19 protein-coding genes and 1 tRNA gene are annotated in these 23,218 nt (G+C 63.1%); 6 read left to right on the forward strand and 14 right to left on the reverse strand.

Annotated features, from left to right (window positions below; translation table 11 throughout):
• Nucleotides 1–40 precede the first annotated feature (40 nt).
• Both FCS99_RS06550 and FCS99_RS06555 read right to left on the reverse strand, forming a co-directional pair.
• Nucleotides 41–1,177: a DUF2336 domain-containing protein gene (locus FCS99_RS06550; RefSeq protein ID WP_138511288.1), complete on the reverse strand. Its 1,137-nt coding sequence runs from the start codon at nucleotides 1,175–1,177 to the stop codon at nucleotides 41–43.
• Nucleotides 1,178–1,257: 80 nt separating this feature from the next.
• Nucleotides 1,258–2,067, reverse strand: coding sequence for a hypothetical protein (locus tag FCS99_RS06555; RefSeq protein ID WP_138511289.1), 810 nt, complete (start codon nucleotides 2,065–2,067; stop codon nucleotides 1,258–1,260).
• 127 nt (nucleotides 2,068–2,194) lie between these two features.
• Here FCS99_RS06555 and FCS99_RS06560 point away from each other — a divergent pair, with 127 nt between their 5' ends.
• Together FCS99_RS06560 and FCS99_RS06565 are read left to right on the forward strand one after the other, a co-directional pair.
• The gene (locus FCS99_RS06560) at nucleotides 2,195–2,590 is read left to right on the forward strand and encodes a DUF6491 family protein (RefSeq protein WP_138511290.1); all 396 of its coding nucleotides are present in this window, start codon (nucleotides 2,195–2,197) and stop codon (nucleotides 2,588–2,590) included.
• A gap of 86 nt (nucleotides 2,591–2,676) precedes the next feature.
• Nucleotides 2,677–3,078 carry a DUF6491 family protein gene (locus FCS99_RS06565; RefSeq protein WP_138511291.1) on the forward strand — a complete coding sequence of 134 codons (402 nt, stop codon included), beginning with the start codon at nucleotides 2,677–2,679 and terminating at the stop codon, nucleotides 3,076–3,078.
• Between the two features lie 134 nt (nucleotides 3,079–3,212).
• Here the strand turns inward: FCS99_RS06565 and FCS99_RS06570 are convergent, their stop codons facing one another.
• Nucleotides 3,213–4,085: an alpha/beta fold hydrolase gene (locus FCS99_RS06570; RefSeq protein ID WP_138511292.1), complete on the reverse strand. Its 873-nt coding sequence runs from the start codon at nucleotides 4,083–4,085 to the stop codon at nucleotides 3,213–3,215.
• Between the two features lie 155 nt (nucleotides 4,086–4,240).
• Here FCS99_RS06570 and FCS99_RS06575 point away from each other — a divergent pair, with 155 nt between their 5' ends.
• Complete coding sequence (locus FCS99_RS06575; protein WP_171036267.1) at nucleotides 4,241–4,723, forward strand: potassium channel family protein; 483 nt, start codon at nucleotides 4,241–4,243, stop codon at nucleotides 4,721–4,723.
• A 182-nt stretch (nucleotides 4,724–4,905) separates the two neighbouring features.
• Here FCS99_RS06575 and FCS99_RS06580 read toward each other — a convergent pair.
• A tRNA-His gene (locus FCS99_RS06580) sits at nucleotides 4,906–4,982 on the reverse strand.
• Between the two features lie 138 nt (nucleotides 4,983–5,120).
• Nucleotides 5,121–5,924 carry a M48 family metallopeptidase gene (locus tag FCS99_RS06585; RefSeq protein ID WP_138511294.1) on the reverse strand — a complete coding sequence of 268 codons (804 nt, stop codon included), beginning with the start codon at nucleotides 5,922–5,924 and terminating at the stop codon, nucleotides 5,121–5,123.
• Nucleotides 5,925–6,053: 129 nt separating this feature from the next.
• Here FCS99_RS06585 and FCS99_RS06590 point away from each other — a divergent pair, with 129 nt between their 5' ends.
• The 3 genes from FCS99_RS06590 (at nucleotide 6,054) to phhA (ending at nucleotide 10,803) form a co-directional block, all read left to right on the forward strand.
• A complete protein-coding gene (locus FCS99_RS06590) occupies nucleotides 6,054–8,168 on the forward strand; it encodes an AsmA family protein (RefSeq protein WP_138511295.1) in 2,115 nt (704 codons plus the stop codon).
• A 114-nt stretch (nucleotides 8,169–8,282) separates the two neighbouring features.
• Nucleotides 8,283–9,767: a beta/gamma crystallin-related protein gene (locus FCS99_RS06595; protein ID WP_171036268.1), complete on the forward strand. Its 1,485-nt coding sequence runs from the start codon at nucleotides 8,283–8,285 to the stop codon at nucleotides 9,765–9,767.
• Between the two features lie 154 nt (nucleotides 9,768–9,921).
• A complete protein-coding gene (gene phhA / locus FCS99_RS06600; protein WP_138511297.1) occupies nucleotides 9,922–10,803 on the forward strand; it encodes a phenylalanine 4-monooxygenase in 882 nt (293 codons plus the stop codon).
• A 3-nt stretch (nucleotides 10,804–10,806) separates the two neighbouring features.
• Here phhA and FCS99_RS06605 read toward each other — a convergent pair whose 3' ends face one another.
• The 9 genes from FCS99_RS06605 to FCS99_RS06645 all read right to left on the reverse strand — a co-directional run bounded on the left by FCS99_RS06605 (nucleotide 10,807) and on the right by FCS99_RS06645 (nucleotide 23,077).
• Nucleotides 10,807–11,250, reverse strand: coding sequence for a response regulator (locus FCS99_RS06605; RefSeq protein ID WP_171036269.1), 444 nt, complete (start codon nucleotides 11,248–11,250; stop codon nucleotides 10,807–10,809).
• Between the two features lie 111 nt (nucleotides 11,251–11,361).
• Nucleotides 11,362–12,699, reverse strand: coding sequence for an N-succinylarginine dihydrolase (gene astB / locus FCS99_RS06610; RefSeq protein ID WP_171036270.1), 1,338 nt, complete (start codon nucleotides 12,697–12,699; stop codon nucleotides 11,362–11,364).
• Nucleotides 12,699–14,147, reverse strand: a complete 1,449-nt coding sequence (gene astD / locus FCS99_RS06615; RefSeq protein ID WP_138511300.1) for a succinylglutamate-semialdehyde dehydrogenase — start codon at nucleotides 14,145–14,147, stop codon at nucleotides 12,699–12,701. The genes astB and astD overlap by 1 nt, the downstream gene beginning before the upstream one ends.
• A 4-nt stretch (nucleotides 14,148–14,151) precedes the next feature.
• Nucleotides 14,152–15,168 (reverse strand): arginine N-succinyltransferase, encoded by a 1,017-nt coding sequence (locus tag FCS99_RS06620; protein ID WP_138511301.1) that lies wholly within the window; start codon nucleotides 15,166–15,168, stop codon nucleotides 14,152–14,154.
• Between the two features lie 31 nt (nucleotides 15,169–15,199).
• Nucleotides 15,200–16,462: a hydrolase gene (locus FCS99_RS06625; protein ID WP_138511302.1), complete on the reverse strand. Its 1,263-nt coding sequence runs from the start codon at nucleotides 16,460–16,462 to the stop codon at nucleotides 15,200–15,202.
• A gap of 79 nt (nucleotides 16,463–16,541) precedes the next feature.
• A complete protein-coding gene (locus tag FCS99_RS06630; protein ID WP_138511303.1) occupies nucleotides 16,542–17,828 on the reverse strand; it encodes a cystathionine gamma-synthase family protein in 1,287 nt (428 codons plus the stop codon).
• A gap of 250 nt (nucleotides 17,829–18,078) precedes the next feature.
• Entirely contained in the window at nucleotides 18,079–19,155 is a 1,077-nt protein-coding gene (locus FCS99_RS06635; protein ID WP_138511304.1) for an OmpA family protein, read from the reverse strand.
• A gap of 345 nt (nucleotides 19,156–19,500) precedes the next feature.
• Nucleotides 19,501–21,042, reverse strand: a complete 1,542-nt coding sequence (locus tag FCS99_RS06640) for a L,D-transpeptidase family protein (protein WP_171036271.1) — start codon at nucleotides 21,040–21,042, stop codon at nucleotides 19,501–19,503.
• A gap of 169 nt (nucleotides 21,043–21,211) precedes the next feature.
• Nucleotides 21,212–23,077 (reverse strand): monovalent cation:proton antiporter-2 (CPA2) family protein, encoded by a 1,866-nt coding sequence (locus FCS99_RS06645; protein WP_138511306.1) that lies wholly within the window; start codon nucleotides 23,075–23,077, stop codon nucleotides 21,212–21,214.
• Nucleotides 23,078–23,218: the final 141 nt, after the last annotated feature.

The following is a 23,218-nucleotide window of genomic DNA, read 5'->3' on the forward strand; positions in this document are numbered from 1 at the left end:
TACCGGGCGGCCTTTTTCGTGTCTGGCAGAAGGGTGTGCCTCAGCTGGCCTGGGCCAGCTCGGCCTCGTCGCTGTCCAAGCGGGACAGGATGTAATCGACATCGGCTTCCGGCAGCCCCTGGAAGCGGGTGATGGCCCGCTCCGCCAGAACCCTGCGATAGTGGGCGCGTCCAGCCTCATCCTGCGGCAGCTGCATGGAATGGATCACATCGAGACAGGCCCGGATGGCCGGATAAAGACGCGGCGGCATGCCGGTCCGGTCATAAATGGCGCGCAGGCCCAGTGGCCCGGCATCGTGTATGAGCAACCAGGCTTTGGAATGGGCTACGCCAGCCAATTCGGCGAAGGCGTGCTCCAGAAACGCCACATGGCCCCGCATAAGGGCCCGCAGGATCAGCGACGGCGTCAGCCGCGCATTCATGCGCAATTGCTGGACGAAATGTTTGGGATCCTGCGCAAGCCCGGCCTGATCGACCAGGTCGACGGTTGCGCGTTCCCGCATGCCCTCGGCGATCTCCACCGCCAGTTGGGGCGGAAGCGCATGACGCGTCACAAGGCGCTGCATGGCGGTGTCGGAGATATGGGCGATCAAGCGTTCCGTGATGTCGAGCGGCAGGTGCGAGCGTGCCACGAAGGCATCCATCACCTCAGCATTTTCGCAGAAGTCCGCGAAGGCACGCTGATAAGCCGCCGGATCGAACCGGGCCCCGTCATTGGCGGCCGCCGTGCTGACAGCTGCGCGGTCGCCGGAGTCCAGCAGGCGATGCACGATCGGTTCCGACACGTCGGCACGGGAGGCCACGGCACAGCGTTTGACGGTGTCGGCCTTATTGAGGACCGCCATCAGGTCTTCATCCTCAAGGACCGGTGAGTCCTCGATCACTGGCAGGGCGACCGTATCCACGTCCATGGCCAGACGAATGGCGATTTCGCGCGGCAGGTTGGGAGACTGGCGAAGCGTCACTGACAGGGCGCGGCGCACCAGTTCGGCCGCATCGGTGGCGATCAGCTCCAGCACGCTCCGGGCGGCATCGCGTTCGGTCTGGGTGAGATTGGGCGAATCCATCCGCCGGCAGACCTTCCGCGCGGCCATGGCCCTCACTTCATCGCTCTCGCCCTTGATGAGGCGGCGAATGTCGTCCTGGGTCAAACGGTTACGCAGCGCTACGACGCTCATCTCACTATCATCTCATTGTTTTGCAAGGCGGACACTAGGTCTCACATGCTTAACGAAAGCTTGCCGAACCGCGCCCCTGATCAGGAATTGCGACGACGGGACGCGGCCTGCGGAGCCTCCAGAGAGGCCAGGATTTCCACGACGGTCGGCGACAATTCGCCCGTGCCGATCTGGTGACGAACCGGGGCCATGACGGCATTGCGAACCGGGGAATACCGGCCTGTCAGACGCACAGTCTGCGCATCATTGGCACCACTGGCTGCATGGGAGGGCATCACGGGCGCATCGCCCCGATGGGTCAGGACGGCCAGGACTTCCTGGGCCGAGCGGGCCTGTCCGCCCTCATAAAAAATGGCACGATTGGCCCGGGCGGCGGCGGGAAACAACTGGTCCGCCCGCTGGGACGGATCCGATTGCGCGGCCTCGATCAGACTGGCTGCTCCCTGGGCACCGAGGAAGTGGGCGGCATAGAGCTCACCCGAGGTGGCTTCGCGCCCGATACGGCTCTGGATCACGCTGGCATTCTCAGCTGCCAGCTCGCCGGCCATTCGGGCCGAAGCCTCGGCGTCAAAGCGCAGATCCAGGATTTGCTGACGCTGGACCGGATCGGAAACGACAAAACGGCCCGACTCGTCCCGCGTGATCGCAGACGCGGCGTCCGCATAGCCATGATCAGCCCCGCGCCGCTGCATCACGCCCAACCAGGTCTGCTCGATGAACTGGAACAGGCCGGATGCGCTGGACGTGCTGGCCTCGGCGCGGACATCGAAATTGCTTTCGCGCGCCGCCGTCTGGAGCAGATAATTGAAATCCGTGCCGGTTTCCTGCGCCGCCTGGCGCAAGGTCCGGGTCATGAAGTCCTGGCTGGGGTTTTCGACGGGACTGACCACATCGCTCTCCGGAATCACTGGATCGAATCAGGGCAACAGAGTCGCGCCATCATGGCTAATCCCGCGTTAACATTCGGCCCGGGCCCTGATATCCTCCGACGCGAGGGATGCTAGGAGTTTGATAGTGATGAAACATCCGATCTACATCGCCATGGCCACCGCAGCCCTGCTCGGGGTGACAGCCTGTGCCAGCACGCCATCGGAGTCCCGCTCCTCGGTCCGCGTGGTCAATGTCAACGGCTACACTATTCTGGACCGGGAACATGTCCTCCTGAACGGCGGGGTCAGCCGGCATTATCTCGTGACCCTGCGCAACCGGTGCTCGGGCCTGAATTTCGGCATCCAGCTGGCCACCAGCTTCCCGTCCACCGCGACGCTCTACTACCCGATGAACGAGCATATCGTGCTGGATGATGGTCGCCGCTGCTATATCGAGACCGTCGAGGCGGTCGAGAGCGAAGAGGCCGCCCAGGCCCTTATCGCCGAGCGGGCAGAGGCCGAATCCAATGACGCCGGGGGCTGAGCCGATCGCGATATTTTGGCTTAAAGCTTGACGGGCACACCCGCATCCTTGCAATCTACAGGTTGAGGGAACAAGGAGAGGTGCTCATGAAATACGCGATTATGGCTGCCCTGGCGGCGGCGGGAATGACGGGTGCAGCCAGCTGGGCCAGCACGCCTGAAGACGCGCCGCAGTCGATCCGGCTGTTCAACATCAACGGTTATTCTGTCCTCGATGAGGAGCATGTCCTGCTGCGTGGCGGCGGGCGCAAGCGCTATCTGGTGACACTGACCGATCGCTGTCAGGGCCTGGATTTCGGGATTCGCATGGCGACCAGCTTCCCGTCCTCCACGACGCTGTACCATCCGACGATGGAGTATATCTCCAGCCCGAGCATCGGGCGCTGCTACATCGATACAGTGGAAGAAGTGGAAAATGCTGACGCGGCGCGTGCCCTGATCACGCAACGCGCCGAGGCCGAAACCGAAGCTGACGCCCAGGACAGCTGACCCCAACACCTCGACAACCCCATCCGAACGGCCGGAGCCTTGCTCCGGCCGTTTTGCTTTGCGCCGGCCCCATCGGACACGGCGCTGGCTCGGGGCGCGCTCACCAGACTTGGGACGAAGGAAATTCGCGCAGACTAGAGCGCCAGCTGGGCGGCGAACCAGTCACGCACCCGGTCCGGCGCTTCCATCGGCGCCAGATGCCCTACCCCGTCCATCCGGGTGAGCGAAGCGCCCTGCCCGGTCAGCGTGGCGGGACGGATAACGGTCGAGCCGTATTCCGCCTTCAGGACCGACGCCCGCGACGCGGCCTTGCGGGCCGCCCGGGCAATGTCATGGCCTTGGGCCTCGTAATTGGCCGCTTCCCAGGCCGGGTCACAGGACAGCGCAATCGTCCCGTCCGCCTGCTCGGACAGACCGTCCTGCAGATAGGCCTCCAGCATGCCCGGGGCCCAGCGTTTGAAGGTCGGGTGGTTGGCATAGCGGGCCAGCGCTGCCGCGCGGTCCGGCCAGCCATTGCGCCGCCGGCGCGCCTGGCGCGCAATCGGCATCCGGTTCTTGAAAAAGGACCGCAGCGGACCACCGAACACCCAATAGGCCGAAGGCGGCATCACCACCGGCTCGATCAGGACCAGGCGCGGCACGACATCCAGCTTCGAGGCCGCCAGAAGCGAACTCACCGCCCCCATGGAATGCCCGGCCATGATGTCCGGCTGGCGTCCCAGCGTGCCGATCAGCGCAAGGAGGTCGCGCGCATAGATATCCCAGCTGCGATGCGTGTCGGGATTGGCCTGCAAGCGTGTACGCCCATGCCCGCGCAAATCCGGCACGATGATCTCGTAGTCACGCGCGAGGGGCGCGAGGAAGGGCGTATAGGCCGAGCCGCAAAACCCGTTGGCATGCGCAAAGAGCAGGACCGGCTTGCCCGGATTGGCCCAGCGCCGCACCGCCATCTCGCCATCGGCGAGCGCGATGAATGTCTCTTCCGGTTCGATGACCTGACCGTCCATGCCGACCTCGCTTGTCTTGCGGTCGAACCTAGCGTGGCTGGCACAGATCGCCACTGGCGATGTCAGAATGCGGGGTATGCGTGGGATGCAATCTTGGGAGAACGCATCTATTTTAAGGTGCAACAAAACCAACCACCAATAATAGAGCGATGCGTATGGCCAAACCCATTTCGCCCAAGGTTGTGTTTCTTGATCTGGTTCCGATCGGCTCGAACCTCGTGCTCATCGGGGCGTCATACCGGATGCTCCAGAGCTTGTTCGCATCCTCGATCCTGACTTGCTATCTCGTGGCGGCCCTCATGCTCATTGCCACGATTGTGAGCCTCGTTGCCCTGACGCTGCACGAAACAACATTAAGAGAAACCCTAAGGGTTTTGAGCATTCAGAGCTTTTTGCTGATAATCGGCTTCGCGGCCATCCACTTGGGAGCCGGGCTGAAAGGCGATGCCGAGCCCATCGACTTGTGGGATGCGCTCTATTTCTCGATCGTCACCTGGACAACGCTCGGCTATGGGGACTTGCAGCCACAAGACGGGCTGAGAGTTCTCGCCTCACTCCAAGCCGTGATCGGCTATCTGTTCCTGGGGGTCGTTGTGGGACTGGTCGGCGCAGCTTTTAACCCGCCGAAGCAATCATAGACAAAATTACGGCACCAATAGCCGGAGAGAGTCCCGCCAAAACGAGCGGAATCCTGACGCGATGGTTGCGATCAAAAATCCAAGCGATCATGAACTCCTCCCTTCTCCGTTCACAGATATAGGCTAGCGCCGAATGATGTTCAAATCATGATCCGGCATTCCAGGCACTGAAGAATGGAAAATGGTACCGCCTCCCCGGTTCGAACGGGGGACCTCTAGATCCACAATCTAGCGCTCTAACCAACTGAGCTAAGGCGGCACGCGGCGCGAGGGCAAAGCACCTCGGCGTAAGGCGCGGGAAACTAGCGCCAGTCCGGGTGACTGGCAACCGGCTTGTCAGCGGTTTTGCAGCCCGATCTGCGCCCCCTCACCGGTCGCCCGTCAAACCTTGGACTCCTCAGACATAGCCCCGGTCGCGGATATGGGCACGCATGGCCGCGATCCGGTTGTCGTCGGAGGGGTGGGTCGAGGTGAACTCGGCCACATTATGGGTGTTCATCGCCGACATGCCGACCCAGAAATCGACCGCCTGGCGCGGGTCGTATCCGGAGCCGACCATGTAATCGACGCCGAGCCGGTCGGCCTCATACTCATGTTCGCGCGAATACGGCAGGATCACGCCGAGCGTGACGCCCATGCCAAGCGCCGCGCCGATATCGTCGGAATACTGGGCGTATTGCGTGTTGGACGACCCCAGCGCGCTGGTCAGAAGCGAGACGCCCATCTGGGCGGCCATCTGCTGGCTGGCCCGTTCGGCGGAGTGGCGGCCGGCGACATGGCCGACCTCATGCCCCATCACGGTGGCGAGATGGTCATCCGTCTCCATGATGTCGAGAATGCCCTTGTAGAAGCCGACCTTGCCGTTCGGCAGGACCCAGGCATTCACCGTATCGCTGTCAAAGACGACGAATTCCCAATTGTGATGGGTCTGGCCGGAGGCGCGTACAACGCGCTCGCCAACCCGTTGCAAACGGCGGGTATAGGCCGGATCGCGCAAGACGCGTTCGCGGCGCAGACTGTCCTGCCAAGCCTGATCGGACAGCTGGGCCAGCTGACCGTCGGACACCAGCATGAGCTGGGACCGACCCAGGGCCGCATTGTCGGCGCAACCGCTGACGAAAGGCACAACCGTTCCCGCGGCCAGGCCAATGATGAGCTCACGGCGATGCATGAGTGACAGGGTGGATTTCTTGTCCGGCATACCACCTTCCCCTTTGGTTTTCCGACACAATCGGGATTAGACTAAACCAGAAGTGGGCGTCCGTCTCGCCAAGAAACCGATAAATACGCCTGCTAGACTGCGTTGGAATCGCTGGATGGAGCTCTCCCCATGAAACGCCTGGGTCTCGGCCTGCTTGTTGTCGTCGGTGTCCTCATCGCCGCCCTGTTCATCCTGCCGGCCATCATCCCGGCCGCGGCCTACAAGGACCGGGTCGAGCAGGCCGCCAGCCAAGCCTTGAACCGGGACATCGTGCTGGCGGGCGATGTCCGCCTCACCCTCTTCCCGCGTGTGCAGGTTCAGGCAGACAATGTCTCCATCGCCAATGCCGACGGGTTCGGCGAAGACGCCTTTGCCGAAATGACCCAGATGCGGGTCGGGGTGGAACTCCTGCCCCTCCTGTCACGCCGGGTCGAGATTACCGAATTCGTGCTGGTCGAACCGGTCATCCGGCTGGAACAGCGCGGCGGCGCCAATAACTGGACCTTCGCGTCGGACGAAGCCGCCCCGGCTCCGGCATCGAGCGCGTCCGGCGGTTTTGTCCGACAGCCGGGCGCCCTGCCGATCGAAGCGAGCTTCGGTGATGTGCGTATCGAGAATGCGGAAATCCATTTTTCCGACGGCACGCAGAGCCAGAACATTACCGGTCTGAACCTGGCCATCGCCCTGCCCTCGCTGGATGAGGAAACACGCATTGAAGGCTCCCTGGCCGCCAATGGCGAGGCGCTGGAGTTTGATGCCACGCTGGGATCGATCCGGGACTTCTTCGAAGGCCGGGCCACCCCGATTGCGCTCAATCTGGGCGGCCGCCTTGTGGATCTCGGCTTTGACGGCGAGATTCCCGAGGGCGAGGCCATCGCCTTGGCGGGTGACATCCGCGCCGACATCCCGAACATCCGCGCCCTGGCCGCCTTTGCCGGCGCCGAACTGCCGCCGGGCGACAATCTGGAACGCTTTTCCACGCGGGGCCGGATTTCCGGCACGACCTCGCAACTGGCCCTGACCGCCGAAAGCCTGCGTCTCGACGACATCACGGGCTCCGGCGGACTGACCGCGGACCTGTCCGGCGCCAAGCCGCGCATCACCGGCGCGCTGGACCTGCCGGCGCTCAACGTCACGCCCTACTTGCCGGAAGCAGCGGACGAGGCTCCGGCCTCCGGCAGTGGCGTGCCGCCCTGGAGCGAGGAAGAAATCGATCTGGCCGGGCTGGGCTTGGTCAATGCGCAGCTTGACCTGACCGTCGGCGAGTTGACCTATCGGGATATCGAGGTCTCCGACGCGGCCCTCAATGTGGTGCTGGAGAATTCCCGTCTCGTCGCCCGCCTGCAGCGGATCTCGCTCTATGAGGGCCAGGGCGCCGTCACCATCATCGCCAATGCCCGCTCGGCCACGCCCAGTTTCTCGTTGGAAGCCAGCCTGGACGGTCTGGACGCCTACCCCTTCCTGCAGGCCGCGGCCGGGTTTGAACGCCTGCAGGGTACGGGCTCGATGGGCCTGAATTTCAACGCGACCGGCAGCAGCCAGGCGGCGATCATGAGCTCGCTGGACGGAAACGGCACTTTCAACTTCGCCGATGGCGCCATTGTCGGGATCAATATCGCCCAGACGATCCGCAATGTGTCCGGTTTCCTCAATCGCGATAATGCCGACAGTGCGGACACCTCGACCGAGGACAGTGAGTCGGCAGAGACGGGCGAAACCCAGACCACAGACTTCACCAGTCTGGGCGGCAGTTTCACCATCGTCGACGGCCAGTTGAGCAATCAGGACCTGCTGATGCTGTCCCCGCTCCTGCGTGTGGAAGGCCTGGGCAATGTGAACCTGCCCGGGCAGAGCGTGGACTATCGGCTGCGCCCCCGCGCCGTCGCCTCGATCGAGGGCCAGGGTGGCGCCAGCGATCTGCAGGGCGTGATCGTCCCCATCCGGATCCGCGGCGGGTTCAATGATGTGTCCATCGGCGTGGATACCGAAGCGGTCGGCCGGGCCCTGCTGCAGGGTGCGTTGAACAATGCCATCGGCGGCGATGGTTCACAGAGCCTCGAGGACACGGCGCGCAATGCGCTGAGGGACGCGATCGGACTGGGCGGTTCGGACACGTCCGATGACGGAACGGATGAAGACACGCAAACCGATCCGGCCCAGCAACTCCTGCAGGGGCTTCTGAACTCGCGCCGGTCGCGTGATACTGAACCGGACGAGGAGACCACTGACGAGGGTCCGAACTGATCCCGTCCAGGAGAATGAATGGGGAATGAACCCCTTGCTGAACTGGCATTCAGCCAGTCTGGGGTATCCGTGCAGACAGATAACGGCCTGCACGGAAAAAGAGGACGACTGATCATGCGCAAGTATCTGACACCCATCGCGGCCCTGCTGGCCAGCGGCTTCGCTGCCGCAACGGCATCCGCCCAGGAGATCATCCTGTTCGATGGTCCCAATTTCAACGGGCAGCAGGTGCGTGTGACCGGCGATGTCCGCAATCTGGATTCACGCGGTTTCAACGACCGCACCTCCTCTTTCCGCGTCGTCCGCGGGCAGTGGGAGCTGTGTCAGCATGATGATTACCGCGGCACGTGCATCACCTATTCGGCGGATGGACGCAATCTGGGCCGGATGGACAACCAGATCACCTCCCTGCGGCCGATCCAGCCGGGTGGCCATCGTCCCGGCGGCGGCAGCCGCCCGCGCGGTGAAGCCATCACCCTGTATTCCGGTCCGAACTATACCGGACGTTCGGTGACGCTGTCGGTCTCTTCGCCGGATCTGCGCCAATACAATTTCAACGACCAAGCCCGCTCCATCCAGCATTCCGGCCGGCGCGCCTGGCGGGTCTGCCAGCACGCCAATTTCGGCGGTGCCTGCATGCAGGTGGATGGCGACATTGCCAATATCGGCGGAGGCATGTCGGCAGAGATCTCTTCGGCCGAGCCGGATTATGGTGCCCGCCCGGGCCGCGGCGACCGCAATGACCGTCCGCGCAATGGTGTCTTCCTCTATGACGGGGTGAGCTTCCAGGGCCAGCGCGTCGATGTCTCCACTGACACGGACAATCTGACCCGGATGGGCTTCAATGACCGGGCTGACAGCCTGATCGTGGCCCGCGGCGAGACCTGGGTGGTGTGCGAAGACGATTACATGCGCGGCCGTTGCCAGCGTGTGCAAGGCGAAGTGCGCGATCTGAGCGCACTGGGCTTGCGCAACCGGATCACCTCCATGCGCCGTGTCGATGGCAACTGGAATGGCGGTGGCTATCCCGGTGGTGGCTGGGATGATGGCGGCTATCGCCGCAGCGTGGCCCTGTTCGCCAGCCCCAACTTTTACGGCCAGAGCATCGAGATCGACCGCGATGTCCGCAATCTGCGCGAATACCGCTTCAATGATGACGCCATGTCCATCCAGATCCCGCGCGGCCAGCGCTGGGAAGTCTGTGATGACAGCGATTATCGCGGCCGCTGCCAAGTGCTCGACGGGGATGCCAGCAATCTGGGCCGCTTCGGCCTGGCCAACCGGGTCTCGTCCCTGCGTCGGCTCGACGGCCCGTCGGGCGGCTATCCGGGCGGCGGCTGGAGCCGCGGCGGCGAGATCATCCTCTATGACGGGTTCAGCCAGACCGGCCGGTCTGTCCAGATTGAGGACGAGGTCTACAATCTGGAACGCTTGGGCTTCAATGATCGCGCGATGAGCCTAGAAGTCCGTGGCTATGGCCGCTGGCTGGTCTGCGAAGACTCCAATTTCCGCGGCCGCTGCGAGGAAGTCTCCGGCGAAGTGGACAATCTCCACCTCCTGAACCGGGAAATCTCCTCGGTCCGCCGCATCGACTACTAGGGCCGACATCGGGCCAGACAGGGGCTGCGTGGCACGCGCTGCGCAGCCCTTTTTTGTGCTGTGCAGGAATCCTGCGCGCACCCCCTTGGGTCAGCCGCCAATCCCGCGTATATTTAGTTTCATATGAAACTAGTTGATCACTGGATGCCGCACCATGCCCGTCAATGATCCTGTTGTCGCCGAACAGACCCCGGCCGCCGATTTTACCATCGACCAGAAATGGGACCTCTACACACCGGAGGAACACGCCATCTGGACCACGCTCTATGAGCGCCAGATGGGCGTACTCAAAGGGCGCGCGGCACCGGAACACTTCCGCGGACTGGAACTGCTCAATCTCAATGAGGGTGGCATCCCGGACTTCCGCCGGGTCAATGAGAAGCTGGAGAAGCTGACCGGCTGGACCGTTGTGACGGTGCCGGGCCTGATCCCAGAAAAAGAGTTCTACGAGCATCTGGCCAACCGTCGCTTCGTCTCCGGACGATTCATGCGCGATGGCGAGAAGCTGGACTATCTGCCCGAGCCCGACATCTTCCATGACGTGTTCGGTCATGTCCCCCTGCTCACCCAGCCGGTGTTCGCCGACTACATGCAGGCCTTCGGTCAGGGCGGACTGCGCTCGCTGGAGTTCGACACGATCAAGAACATGGCGCGCCTCTACTGGTATACGGTGGAATTCGGCCTCATCAACACGCCGGAAGGCCGGCGCATCTACGGGGCGGGCATCGTCTCTTCGAAAGCGGAAAGCATTTTTGCGCTGGAGGCCCGCTCGCCGAACCGGATCCATTTCGATCTCGAACGCATCATGCGGACCGACTACCGCTATGACGACTTCCAACAGTCCTACTTCGTCATCGACAGTTATGACGAGCTGATGGAAGCGACCTATGCCGATTTTGAGCCGATCTATGAGCGTCTGCCCAAAATGCCGGAACTCGCCGCCAGTGATGTCCTGGAGACCGACAATATCTACACGCGGGGCACGCAGGAATATGCCAGCGCCGGCGGTTTGACCGGCCACGCCGTCGCTGTCTGACGTTCAGGCCGCCGCGCTGCTGGACAGGACGAGGTGGAGCTTGCCATCGCGGTCTTCCAACTCGAACACGCTAAGGCCTGACAGGGTTTCCTCGAAGACGGGACGCGTCACCGGTTTGACGATGTAGAAGCTCGCCCCGGCTTCACGACACTTGGCCTCAACCTCCGGATTGCGCGTTCCGGAATAGACCCCCACGGCTCCGTCACGGATCAGGGGTTCGGTCCGGGCAATGAAGTCCACAGCATCATGCCCCGCCAGAGACAGGTCTGAGAGCACCATGACGGGAATGCCCGGGGTGGCGCCCAGCCAGTCGAGCGCGTCTTCCGGACGCGTAAACGCCTGGAACTCAAAATGGATACCCGCGTCCTCGAGATCGGCCCGGAACAGGAAATGCTCGTCCGGATCATCGTCCACGAGAACGATTGTCACACTCTGGCGATCACTCAATCTGCCACTCCCCGGCGAAATTGAAGCGCGAAAACTATCACGATTTTCGGGTTTGGATAGTGACCACGTCCCCTCGGCCCGAAAGGCCTTGCCTGGCGGGCCTTTCGCGCATCAGGCCCTCTGGAAGGGATAATAGCCGCCACCCAATTCCAGAATCTGCGTCAATGCGTCCAATGCCTCGCGGGATTCGACCAACAGGGCCGGATCAGCCAGGTCATTCGGACCCAATTGCTCGCGATAATGCCGCTCGGCCCAGGCGACGAGCTCCGGATACAACGCATCCGACATCAGGGCCCGGGGCGTCACCGCTGCCAGTTCCTGGTCCGTGAGCACCACACGCAACCGAAGACAGGCCGGACCGCCCCCATTGCGCATGGACTGGCGGACCTCGACGAACTCCACCCGGCCGATCGGACCATTGCCCACCGTCATGGCCGAACAATAAGCCTGGGTGGATGCCGTTTCTTCGGTCTCTTTGGGAGCAATCAGCACGAGACGATCTTCCCCGGGCCATTCCAGCAGCTGGGAATTGAACAGATAGGACGTGATGGCGTCACTGATCGGCACCTCGGCTTGCGGTACTTCCACAAAGTCCGGCTCGAACAGACCGTCGGCCGCCCGACGGATCGCCTCCAGCGCGCTGTCCCGGTCGGCAAAGGCCAGTTCATGGAAGAAGAGCGTGGTCCGGGTGCCCACACAGACGACATCATTGTGGAAGGCACCGGCATCAATCGCCTCGGGCGACTGGCGCAGAAAGACCGTCCGCTTGGGATCCAGCCTGTGCGACCGAGCCACGGCCTGACAGGCTTCCAAGGTCTGACGGGCCGGAAACTTGCCGCTCCAGGCTTCGTCAGCCGTCCGGCCATACACGAAGATCTCGACGCCCTCCCCGCCCTGCTCGGCGCACAGGCGGACATGGTTGGCGGCGCCCTCATCGGCGAAGTCCGGCTGCATGGGCAGGACATCATGGACAGCGAACCGTCCGGTGTCCGCGAACGCCCAGTCCAGGGCGCGCTTGGTCTGCTCGCCCTCGATGGAGCGGTGCAGCGTCGTCAGAAGATTGGCCGGGGTGAAGTGAAGACGGCCATCCTTGGTATCCGCAGATGGTGACACGGTCGCGGCATTGGCGGCCCACATCGGAGAAGCCGAGCAGGCCTTGCGCAACAAACCGGGCGCAGATCTCCAAGCCGCCTCGATCACGGCCGAATCCGAGCCGGAGAAACCCGCACGGCGCAGCAGCGGCAGATAGGGGCGCTCATGCGGCGGCAGCAGGCCCTGTACCAGTCCGCTGTCGGCCAAGCGCTTCATCTTGGCGAGACCTTCCAGCACACCAGCGCGCGGCGACGAGACCAGGCCTTCATTGCGGGCGCTGGCCAGATTGCCGTCCGACAGGCCGCCATAATTGTGCGTCGGACCGACCAGCCCGTCGAAATTGGCCTCGCGCGCCATCAATCCACTCCCTTCACCGCCATGCGTTCCGGCTTCGGTGCGGCCTGGGTGGCGACCGGATAGGCGCAGTAGTCCGCGGCGTAATAGGCGCTCGGACGCAGATTGCCGGACTGGCCCGGTCCACCGAACGGCATGTTGGACGCGGCACCACAGGTCGGCCGGTTCCAGTTCACGATCCCGGCACGCGATTCCACCCAGAAACGCTCCCACAGGGCCTCGTCATCGCTGACCAGGCCGGCCGACAAGCCGTAGGCGGTGTTGTTGGCTGCCGCGATCGCGTCATCGAAACTGGCGACGCGCGTGACTTGCAGCATGGGACCAAAGACTTCCTCGTCAGGGACCTCCACGCCGGTCACGTCCAGCAGGCCCGGACGAATGAAGGCTTCGCCGAGCTCCGGAACGCGCGCGGCTTCCAGCAGCGGCTGCGCACCGCGCTTCACCAGATCGGTCTGGGCATCGAGCACGCCCTGCGCGGCTCGGGCCGATACGAGGGGACCGATGAACGGCTCTTCCTCGGCATCCCAGCGATCCAGGGTCAGCTGATTGGCAATGCGGATGATGGCCTCGACCACCGCCGTCCCGGCTTCGCCCTCCGGCAGGATCAGGCGACGGGCGCAGGAACAGCGTTGGCCAGCCGTGATATAGGCGGAATGAACCGCGATCCGGGCCACAGCCTCGGCGTCCTCGGCATCCCAGACGACCAGCGGGTTGTTGCCGCCCATTTCCAGCGCCAGCTGGATACCGGTCCGGCCGGCGAACTTTTCGTGGATGAAACGTCCCGTCGTCCAGGACCCGGTAAACAGGACCCCGTCCAGCTCGCCATGATCCAGCGCGGCGGCCCCGGTTTCCCGGGCGCCCTGGACCAGGTTGAGCACACCGGCCGGCAGACCGGCGGCTTCCCAGGCCTTCACCATGGCTTCGCCGACGCCCGGCGTGATTTCCGATGGTTTGAAGACCAATGTGTTGCCGGCGATCAGGGCCGGGATGATGTGACCATTGGGCAAATGGCCCGGGAAATTGTACGGGCCGAGGACGAACATCACGCCCAGCGGCTTGTGGGCCAGGCGGGCATGGCCGAACGCGGTATCGCTGACATGGCCGCCGGTGCGTTCCGTGTAGGATTTGATCGAGATATCGACCTTGCCGATCATAGCGCCCGCCTCGGCCAGGCCTTCCCAGCGCGGCTTGCCGGTTTCCCGGGAAATCAGCTCGGCCAGTTCGGGCTTGCGCTCTTCCAGGATGGATTTGAAGCGCTCGACAATGGCGATGCGATCGGCCAGCGGTGCCCGGCCCCAGGCCGGAAATGCGGCGCGGGCTGCCTGGAAAGCGGCATCGACATCGGCCGGAGCGGCCGCCTTGCCGGACCAGACCACGTCCTGATTGGCCGGGTTTTCCGATTTGAATTCCGCGCCGGCGCCCTCGCGCCACGCACCATTGATGAACAGCATGGGGTTACCTCTTGCGTCGCCAGAAGCGGGCCTTGTCGCCCTCGCGCAGGTCGAGTGCCTGCATGATATCATTGGAAACACCAAGCACATCGCCATCACCGATGGCGCTGACCTGGCAGGTCCGGAAATCCGGGAATCGATCCGTCGACAGGATCCCCTCCGCATTGCCGGGACCGGAGGCCGCTTTCACGGTCACTTCGCGGCTCTCACGCAGCGTCCGGACATTCTCTGTCCAGGTGGAGACCAGCGGCCCGCCGTCGAAAATGTCGACATAACGGTCATAGTGGAACCCCTCCCAGAGCAGAAGGTTATAGGCCCCTTCCCCTTGCTCGTGCGGCTTGCCGATCACATCGCGGACCTCCTGCGGCAGGAGATCGAGATAGATGAGATGCTGGGGCCCCAGGTCCAGAATGAACTGGTTGTCCGTGGCAGCTGACAGCCGGTCGGCATCGTCGAAATCCATCCGGAAAAAGGGCCGCGACACAGCGTCGAAGAAGGGCGAGGAACCGTCTTCCTTTACCACACCGCGCAATTCGGCCAGCACACGGTCGCCGAACCGGCTGCGATCCGCCGCGATCATCAGATAGCGCGACTGTGCGACCAAGCGCCCGGCCCCGGTCCCGCGCCCGGCCTCGGACACGAAAAGCGTGCCGACTTCGGAGGAACCGGCAAAATCATTCACCAGGAGCATGGCATCCATGTCGAAGCGGCGATCCGCCTCCGAGGAGTGCTGGGCCAGGGTGATGATCTTGAAGTCCCAATAGGGTTTGGAGACACCGACCATGGCCTTGATCGCGGAACACCCCACGATCCGGCCGGTTTCGGTATCTTCCAGCATCAGCTGGTAGGTATCCTCGGTCTGCCCCGGATCCGGGGCGCGGAATGCGGCCTCGGACTTTTCCAGACGCTCGGCCAGCACATCCGCCGGCACCGCCAGGGATGTAAATCCGGTTCCGGCTTCACCGGCCAGACGCACCAGATCATCGATGTCCGATGTCCGGGCTGCACGTACGATCAGCATTTGCCCTCCCCGATCGTGTTCAATCTTGTTGTTATCCCGAGCGTGCGAGCGCCCGCGCTTCACGCGCATCGAACTCGCCCCGGGCAAATTTCATCAGCAGAATGGCCGACAGTTTGGCGCGCTCGGCAAAGCTGGACAGCTTCACGATTTCACGGTCGGAGTGGATATCCGCCCCGCGCACGCCCAGCGTATCGACATTCGGACAGCCGGCGGCCCACAGATTATTGCCTTCGCAAACCCCGCCCGTGTCCTGCCAGCGAATATCGAGGCCAAGGGCCGTTCCGGCCGCGCGGGTCCATTCGAACATCTTGGCGTTGGCCGGGCTCATCGGCTTGGGCGGACGGGTGAAACCACCATGCAATTCCGCTTCGATCCCGTCGCGCACGCGGACTTCGTCCAGCAGTCGTTCCAGTTCCGCCTCGACCCAGATACGGTCATTCTCGGTCTGGACCCGGACATTGAAACGGGCCACGGCATTGTCGGGCACGACATTGGGCGGACCACCGCCATCAATGCGAGCCAGATTGAAGGTGACGCCCTCACGGCGGCCATTGAGCTCATCCAGCCCCAGACCGAACTGGCAGGCGGCAGCCAAGGCATTGCGTCCAAGATGATGCTCCCGTCCGGCATGCGCCGCACGGCCGGAGAGTTTCAGCGACCAATTGCCCGACCCCTTGCGCGCACCGGCCAGGGACCCGTCTGCCAGGGCGGGTTCGTAGGTCATGCCCAGGTCGGCCCCGGCCCCGAGTTCAGCCAGGATCGGTCCTGAACCCAGCGAGCCGATTTCCTCGTCAGGCGAGATGAGTACATCCACACCGATTTCGTCTTTCCAGGGCGAGCGCTCCAGGCCGAGCAGGCTATGCAGCATGACGAGGATACCGCCCTTCATGTCCGCAACGCCGGGACCATTGAGCGTGTCATCATCCCACATTTCCGTGGACTGGAAATGACTGTCGGCCGGAAACACTGTGTCATGGTGCCCGGTCATGACGATACGGATCGGCGCCTGCGGACGCAGACGGCAATGGAAGGACGGTGTGAAGTCCTGCTGGCGAACCGTGCCATCGGGATCGACGATCGTGGTCGGCGGCAGGTCGACGGACGAAATTTCTCCGCCCAGCTCCTCGAACGCCTCGGCAACAACGCCGCGCATCTGTTCCAACCCATCCGGGTTCCGGCTGCCGGAATTGATCGCGGACCATGCCTTGACGGTTTCGATCATGTGGTCGGACCGGCTGTCGATCCAGTCGAGCACGGCCTGTTCTTCGGAATTGATATCCAGTCTGTCCTGCATGGTTCAGTGATAGACCTTTAAAACAACCGGTCCACCCCTGCCGGCACCCGGCCTGCAGGGGTGGGTCCGTTTTTCCGGATCAGGCGTGTTCCAGCGCCTGTTTGAGATCAGCGATAAGGTCGTCAGGGTTTTCGATCCCGACGGAAATCCGCACCAAACCGTCCGAGAAACCCTGGCGCTTGCGCAGTTCGGGATCGACACCCCGGTGGGTCGTGGAGCCCGGGTGGCAGATCAGGGTTTCCGTTCCACCCAGGCTGACGGCCAGCTTCATCACCTGCAAGGCATTGAGCATGCGGAACGCCGCGCCCTCATCGGCGAGGTCGAAGGCGAATGTCGAGCCAGCCGAACTGGATTGGGCATGGAAGATGTCGCCATCGCGCGTGCCCTTCTCCAGGAAGCCCAGATAGCGCACACGATTGACCTTGGGATGGTCGCGCAGGAATTCGGCGACCTTGCGGGCGCCTAGCGCAGCCGCTTCCATGCGGATCTTCACCGTCTCCAGCGACCGCAGCAGCATCCAGCAGGTGTGCGGGTCGAGATTGGTCCCGAGATAGCCGCGCAGGCTACGCACTTGCGCCATGGCTTCCGCCGTGCCCGAGGCGGAACCGGCAATCAGGTCGGAATGACCGCCGATATACTTGGTCAGCGAATAGACGACGACATCGGCGCCCAATTCCATCGGCTTCTGGCCGACCGGTCCCAGGAAAGTGTTGTCGACAACGAGGAAGGGACGCTTGCCCTGCTTCTCGGCAATACGGTCGGCCAGGTCGCGACAGAATTTGAGGTCGACCAGGTCATTCGTCGGATTGGTCGGGGTCTCGGTATAAATGACCGACACCTCGCCCTTCGCCAGGGCCTCATCGGCGGCGCGTTCGATCTCGGCTTCACCGGCACCGGCAAAAAAGTCGACGGACTCGATTCCATAGTGCGGCAGGAATTTGCGGATCAGGCTCTCAGTACCGCCATAAAGCGGGGTCGACTGAAGGATGACGGAACCCGTATGGGCGAGCCCCATCAGCGTGGTCGAGATTGCGGCCATGCCGGACGAGAAGACACAACACTCATCGGCACCGTCATACAGGGCCAGGCGGTCTTCCAGCACTTCCATGTTGGGATTGTTGAAGCGCGAGTACATCAGTCCGGCGACTTCCGGGTCACCTTCTTCGGCTTGACCCAGCGTCACACGGAAAAAGGCCGCGCCGGCTTCGGCGCTCTCGAAGGCGAAGGTTGAGGTCAGGAAGACCGGCGGCTTGATCGACATTTCAGAGAGCTTGGGGTCATAGCCATAGCTCATCATCTGGGTTTCGGGGCTCAGCGTGTGGCCCGCCACTTCACGCTTGCGATACGGCTTGTCCGGCTTGCTCATGCTTCTCTCCCGGCTGAAGGGCGCGCTCAGCGCCCGGTCTTGTTGCTCTCATGCCGGTGTGTACCCGCCATCCGCGCGGGTCAAGCTTGCCCTCAGCACCGGGGCAAATGCGACCATTTCGTCTGCCGGACACCGGAAAGCGCGCACGGATATTCCAAAACTGCGCTTCCACTTGTCTGAACACCGCGCAAAAGAAATGCGGCCCGGCAAAAGCCGGGCCGCATCTTTTGGGTTCGCAATCGTTTCGACCTTAGTCGAGAACGATGACCACTTCCGTACGACGGTTGAGCGGCTCGCGGACACCGTCAGCGGTCTGGACCGCGTTACGGGTCTCACCATACGCTTCCATCGAGATCGTGGAGGCCGGAACGCCGAGGCGGACCAGTTCGTCGCGGACGACGCGAGCACGACGCTCGGACAGGCCGACATTGTAGGACGCAGCGCCCGAACGGTCGGTGAAGCCGGCGACGGTGACACGGGTCACGCCACAGCTACCACGCTGGCTGGCAGCCTGGGAGATCACGGCACGAGCCTGATCCGTCAGATCCGCACGATCCCACTCGAAGTAGACCGGGAAGCTCACATCGTCGCAAGCCGGCGGAGGCGGCGGCGGCGGCGGAGGCGGAGGCGGCGGAGGCGGCGGCGGGGGCGGCGGCGGCGGGGGCGGCGGCGGGGGCGGCGGAGCCGCGAAGGAGTACCGCAGACCAACCCAGGCCTCGTGACCCGCCAGCGAATCAACGCTCACGTTCGACACGTAATCCTGAGAGGACGCCGAGAAATAACGATATTCCGTGTCCAGGGTCAGACGCTCGGTCAGTTCCCAGCCCACACCGGCCAGAAGCTGCCAGACAAACGGGTTGTCGCTGTCTTGGACCAGAACATAGTCAGCCGGAGTCGGGGACGGCGGCATCGTGCCAGCGGACCAACCCGCGAGGGTGCCCGACACTTCGCTCAGACCGATACCAGCACCGACATACGGGTGATACCAACCATCCGGATTGAAATCGAAGATAGCGTTCGCCATCACCGACCAGATCTGGAAGTCACTCAGGCTGTTCTCGAAAGAGCCGATCGCACCGGTATCATTGTAGCGGTGGGCCAGTTCACCTTCGAGACGGAAACCGTCAGCCCACTCGTAACCGAGGGCCACGGCTTCACGCCAGTTGGAAGCACCATTGATTTCGCCATTGAGCGAGCCAGAGACGTCGGTGTCGCCCGGGCCGCCGTAACCGACGGAACCACGCACATACCAGCCTTCGTCAGCGAACGCGGGACCCGCTGCCAACAAGGCCCCGACGGCGGCCGCCGTAAAAAGCCGTTTTTTCATCATTCCCCCTCCGGAGGCGGAGGCCTCCTTGGTGTGACTGATCGCAATCGACCGAATGTCGACCACGAGGAATCACCCCTCGCGGGCGTTTCCTCCTCATTTCCCTACTACAATTACTCAGCGAGCGCTATAGCGATGACGGCGTTACGCCCCCTCAGGTGCAAAAAAATCGCTGCGTTGCAACGAAGTGACAGGCGTATTCGCTTTTGATCAAAATTCGGCCCAATCCATGAACGAAATCAGCTCACTATATAAGTGGCTCAATCCGGGGCTCTGACGGCACACCGCACAGGTGACCCCCTGGGTCGACCTCGCGGAAGGGTTGTGCGACCAAGCCGGAAGCGCTCAGCGCCGAACGGTATTGCCGGCGCGCGCAAGACCAGAGGGAAACGGCAAGCCCTGCCCTGAAAACGCGTCGTGCAAGGCGGCATAATCCGCGATGACCCGACCATCCCGTCGGTAGAGATCGTGCAGATAGCGAACGCGGCCATCAACATCCCCAACCACGGTCCAATAGGCGATATGGACCGGTATGCGCTGATCCAGCCAGACCACGGTCGGGCTCGATCCGGCCACAACATCATCGATCCGGGCGCGTGACCATCCATCCTGTCCGTTCAGGACCCATTCCGCGAGGGCCAGCGGGTCTTGCACCCGAATGCAACCGGCCGAGAAGTCCCGCCGTGTGCGGATGAAACGGTCCCGCTCCACCGTGTCGTGGATGTAGACATTGTGCCGGTTGGGAAAAATGAACTTCACCTCCCCCATCGGATTAGTCGGACCGGGCGGCTGCGACATCCGATAGGGCCAGTTGTTCCCCCAGCGGCTCCAGTCGATCTCATAGACCGAGATCGCGTCACCGGATGCGTTGAAAATCCGGAAACCGTACTGATCGACGATTGAGGGATTGCGCCGCATCGACTGGAAGCGCGACCGTGCCGATCCGGCCGGCAGTCCCCACCAGGGGTTCAGCACGATATACTGCATCTCTTCGGTGAATTCCGGCGTCGACGAGGCCTGTCCACCGATCATCACCTCATGCTCCCGGGCGAGGCGGCCATTTTCCCAGGCCTCCAGCCGGAAGTCCGCCAGATTGACCCAGATATGGCGATCACCCAGATCGCGGGTCCGCCAGCGACGCTGTTCCAGATTTGCCCGCAACTGGGCGATGCGCTGTTCCGGTGACACATTGAGTTGGCGCAGGGTCGGCTGGTCCAGCCGGCCGGTCGGCGAGAGGTTGACCCGCCCCTGATAGCGCCGGACCGCCGTTTCCAGGCGTGTGTCGTAGGGCGCACCGGTTTGCCAGTCGGCGAGAAGCAGCCCCTCTGCCGTAAGCCGGGCCCGCAATTGATCCACCCGCGGGCCGGAATCCCCGACGCGCAGCGATCCGCCGGGCGTGATTTCGGGCCAGATGGGCCGAAGCGCCAGAACCCGCAGCATTTCCGCGCGCAGGATGTCATAGTCCCTGACCTGCGGCAGACGTTCGGCAAAGACGGGCCAGAGATCACCGGCATCAAGCCCGTCCTGCAATCGGGAAACAAGATAGCCTGCTTCGCTGGCATATAGCCCGCGCACGCCATGCGTTTCCGCCTCCATCAGCCCGTATTCCAGCCATCCCGCAAAACGCAGCGCTGCCAGTCCCGCCAATTCGGCCCGCTGCGCGAACGGAATGGCCGGATCCAGCAGAGCCTCTGCCAGGCGTTCCTGGCCGGGCAGGCCGTGACTGGGCGCCTCCGCGAGAATGGCTGCCAGATCGGACAGGATATGCGGCGTCCAGCCGTTCAGCCGACCAGCCCAGCTGTCCAGCCGGACATAGTCGGGTCGAACAGGGACCGCAGTCGAATCAACAACTTCCTGCCCGCTTTCAGCCGGGTCCTGCCGAGCCATGACAGGCCCTGCGCCCAATCCGCAAAGCGTCAGCAAAATCAGCAGAAACTTCGACACACCCCCTCCAGCGCCCCCAACCCGGCCCTTGCGCCGGAAGCTTGCCAAAAGGTTAACCTTGTTTCCGGTCGGTTGAAAGCCACAAACCGGCCACCTTCCGCGTGTCGGGTGATCAGTCGCGATCGGACTCGGACGGGTCCGGCTCACCGACATCTTCCGCCATGATTTCGGCCAGCGACATCACCCGTGACCGGGCGCGCTCGATATAGGCTTCATTGTCGAAGACATCGATTTCGGAATCCCAGACCTCGAACAATTGCTGGAGGCTTTCCTCATCATGACGCGCAAAGGCGGCGGCCTTCTTTTCAGCGCGCTGGCGAGTCTGCCCGAGCACTTGCAGGGACTGGGTGCCCGCCTCCAGCGAGGATCCGAACATTTCGCGGATCGCGCTATCCGCTCCGGCAGCGCGCAGCTGGTAAACATGCTCCCGGCTGGCCGCGCGTGCGATCACATGAACATGCGGATGTCGCTGCTTGACGTGATGCACCAATTCCACGGCCCGCTCGCGATTGTCGGTACAGACGATCAGGAGTTTGGCACGGGCAATACCAGCGGCTTCAAGCAGGCCGGGGCGCAACACATTGCCGTAGTAGACCTGGATCCCGAACTTGCGGAGCCCGTCAATGTGCTCGGCGGAATTGTCCAGGACGATGGGCCGGATGCCGTCCATGACCAGGAGGCGATGCACGATCTGACCGAAACGGCCCATGCCGGCGATGATGACCGGTGCCTCCTCGTCGATCTCGTCCTCCATCGGTTCGGCGGCCCGCCGGGCAACGCGTGGTGAAACCACCCGCTCGAACAGGGTCATGATCAAAGGTGTCGCCATCATGGACAGGGCCACGACGAGGGCGGCGATGTCGGCAACCGGATCGGGCAGGACGTGCACACCCGTGCCGAAGGCCAAGAGAACGAAGCCGAACTCACCACTTTGCGCGAGGGCGAAGGTGAACAGCCATCGGGCTCTCCCTTTCAACCGGAAGAGCACAGCCAGGGCCAGCAGGATCAGTCCTTTGAGAGCGATCAGCCCGAGGGTCAGACCGAAGACGAGACCCGCCTCGGAGAACAGCAGGGCGAACTCCATGTTCGCGCCAACCGTTACGAAAAATACGCCCAGAAGCAGGCCCTTGAAGGGCTCCAGGTCGGAAACGAGTTCGTGGCGGTATTCACTTTCGGCCAGGAGGACACCGGCGAGGAAGGTTCCCAGCGCCGGCGACAGTCCGACGAGGCTCATCAGAACGGCAATACCGATAATGAGGAGAAGGGCCGCCGCCAGGAAGAGCTCGTGCAGGCCGGTGCGCGCAATGATGCGGAAGGCCGGACGGGTGAGATAGCGCCCCCCGACAATCACAACAGCCACAGCCGCCAGAGTCGCGAGGCCCTGAGCCCAGGCGGGCAAATGGGACAGGGGCGTGTCGCCGGCTCCTTGCCCGTCCGCCACAGCACCGGCAACCGACTCGGCACCGGGCATGGCCAGGAAAGGCAGGATGGCGAGCATGGGAATGACGGCCATGTCCTGAAACAGAAGAACGGAGAAAGCGGACTGGCCGCCTTCGGTCCGCAACCATCCTTTTTCGCCCAGGGTCTGCAGGACGATTGCCGTGGAGGACAGGGCGAAGATCAAGCCCAGGGCGATGGAAAGCCGCCACTCGATCTGGGCGAGCATGCACAGCAACGCAACGATGACAGCCGTGGCGACCACTTGCAGACCGCCGAGCCCGAACAGGCGCAATCGCAAATCCCAGAGCAGACGCGGCTGCAATTCCAGTCCGACCAGGAACAGCATCATGACGACGCCGAATTCGGCGAAATGCTGGACGTTTTCGGGATTGGATCCGACCCAGTCCAGCAGCGGCGCGATGGCAACACCCGCCAGGAGATAGCCCAGAACGGACCCAAGACCGAGACGATGGGCAATCGGGACAGAGATGACACCCGCACCCAAATAGATCGCCGCCTGGATCAGAAGGTCGTTCAAAGCCGCCGCCCCGCGCTTGATTTGCTGGTAGACCCCAGACCTAGCAGCGCCCTCGCCGCTTCACCAGCGTGTTTCGGAAAAAGACCGCACTTTTCCCGCGCATTCCTTTGAAATCCGTCACACGACCGGCCGCAACCGGAA

Origin of the sequence: Maricaulis alexandrii (genome assembly GCF_005871165.1) — a bacterium.
Lineage (GTDB): Bacteria > Pseudomonadota > Alphaproteobacteria > Caulobacterales > Maricaulaceae > Maricaulis > Maricaulis alexandrii.

Bases quoted from the DNA above. Each gene is read 5' to 3' on its own strand.
- FCS99_RS06550 (WP_138511288.1), bottom strand. From the start codon at position 1,177: ATGAGCGTCGTAGCGCTGCGTAACCGTTTGACCCAGGACGACATTCGC.
- FCS99_RS06560 (WP_138511290.1), top strand. From the start codon at position 2,195: ATGAAACATCCGATCTACATCGCCATGGCCACCGCAGCCCTGCTCGGG.
- FCS99_RS06565 (WP_138511291.1), top strand. From the start codon at position 2,677: ATGAAATACGCGATTATGGCTGCCCTGGCGGCGGCGGGAATGACGGGT.
- FCS99_RS06570 (WP_138511292.1), bottom strand. From the start codon at position 4,085: ATGGACGGTCAGGTCATCGAACCGGAAGAGACATTCATCGCGCTCGCC.
- FCS99_RS06575 (WP_171036267.1), top strand. From the start codon at position 4,241: ATGGCCAAACCCATTTCGCCCAAGGTTGTGTTTCTTGATCTGGTTCCG.
- FCS99_RS06585 (WP_138511294.1), bottom strand. From the start codon at position 5,924: ATGCCGGACAAGAAATCCACCCTGTCACTCATGCATCGCCGTGAGCTC.
- FCS99_RS06590 (WP_138511295.1), top strand. From the start codon at position 6,054: ATGAAACGCCTGGGTCTCGGCCTGCTTGTTGTCGTCGGTGTCCTCATC.
- FCS99_RS06595 (WP_171036268.1), top strand. From the start codon at position 8,283: ATGCGCAAGTATCTGACACCCATCGCGGCCCTGCTGGCCAGCGGCTTC.
- phhA (WP_138511297.1), top strand. From the start codon at position 9,922: ATGCCCGTCAATGATCCTGTTGTCGCCGAACAGACCCCGGCCGCCGAT.
- astB (WP_171036270.1), bottom strand. From the start codon at position 12,699: ATGGCGCGCGAGGCCAATTTCGACGGGCTGGTCGGTCCGACGCACAAT.
- astD (WP_138511300.1), bottom strand. From the start codon at position 14,147: ATGCTGTTCATCAATGGTGCGTGGCGCGAGGGCGCCGGCGCGGAATTC.
- FCS99_RS06620 (WP_138511301.1), bottom strand. From the start codon at position 15,168: ATGCTGATCGTACGTGCAGCCCGGACATCGGACATCGATGATCTGGTG.
- FCS99_RS06625 (WP_138511302.1), bottom strand. From the start codon at position 16,462: ATGCAGGACAGACTGGATATCAATTCCGAAGAACAGGCCGTGCTCGAC.
- FCS99_RS06630 (WP_138511303.1), bottom strand. From the start codon at position 17,828: ATGAGCAAGCCGGACAAGCCGTATCGCAAGCGTGAAGTGGCGGGCCAC.
- FCS99_RS06635 (WP_138511304.1), bottom strand. From the start codon at position 19,155: ATGAAAAAACGGCTTTTTACGGCGGCCGCCGTCGGGGCCTTGTTGGCA.
- FCS99_RS06640 (WP_171036271.1), bottom strand. From the start codon at position 21,042: ATGGCTCGGCAGGACCCGGCTGAAAGCGGGCAGGAAGTTGTTGATTCG.